Source organism: Parablautia muri (assembly GCF_009917485.1).
Taxonomy (GTDB): domain Bacteria; phylum Bacillota; class Clostridia; order Lachnospirales; family Lachnospiraceae; genus Suilimivivens; species Suilimivivens muri.
In genome coordinates this window covers 1-640 of the sequence record NZ_QZDT01000200.1, presented here as the reverse complement: position 1 = coordinate 640, position 640 = coordinate 1, and the positions used below count along the sequence as shown (strand labels likewise).

General features: G+C 30.5%; 2 protein-coding genes. One reads left to right on the top strand and one right to left on the bottom strand.

Features of this window, described 5'->3' with window-relative positions; translation table 11 throughout:
- On the top strand, positions 1–288 hold a 288-nt coding region (locus tag D5281_RS25215), incomplete at its 5' end, for a hypothetical protein (protein ID WP_160562574.1).
- A gap of 80 nt (positions 289–368) precedes the next feature.
- Here D5281_RS25215 and D5281_RS26390 read toward each other — a convergent pair.
- Positions 369–640, bottom strand: a 272-nt coding sequence (locus tag D5281_RS26390; RefSeq protein ID WP_277935644.1) for a hypothetical protein, incomplete at its 5' end; no start/stop codon positions are given.

Genomic DNA, 640 nt, shown 5'->3' with positions numbered 1-640 from the left:
AAGATAAATGGCAATTTAAAATTTAAAATACAAAACATATCGCTTTCATCTGTAACAATAGGTACAAACCAATGGGGTGCAATTAGTGGAAATATAACAATACCATCTGGATATACATTTGTCGGCATTCTTCAATATAGTCTTACTTCGCATTATGCGCATGTATTCAATATGGGACTATCTGGAGGGAAGGCAACGCTTAATGTAACAAATTTAGCTTCTATCTCTATTACTGTTTCAGGAACCGCAACAGTATTATTGATAAGGACAGAAATACTTGATAATTAAAACTTATGTCAGAGCTGATACACGTGATTTAAAATTATACAAAATATAATATAGAGTGTTTTAATTATTCAGGTTTAAATTTATAACACTTTTGTATACAAAACAACAATTGAACATGTAGTAGCAGGATTATTTACATGTCCATAAAAATTTACATTCGCTGTGTATCCTGATATGTTGAAAAAATTAATCCCAACATTTGCGGGAAGGTTTATCGCTATAATGCAAAGTGGTTTATATCCATCTACAACAGGGATATTAAATGCCAAATAATTCCCAGAACTTCCTATAGTCGCAAAGTTTTTACTTATAGTTTTTGTTGTAAAAAGGTTGCATAAATTGCCATTTATCT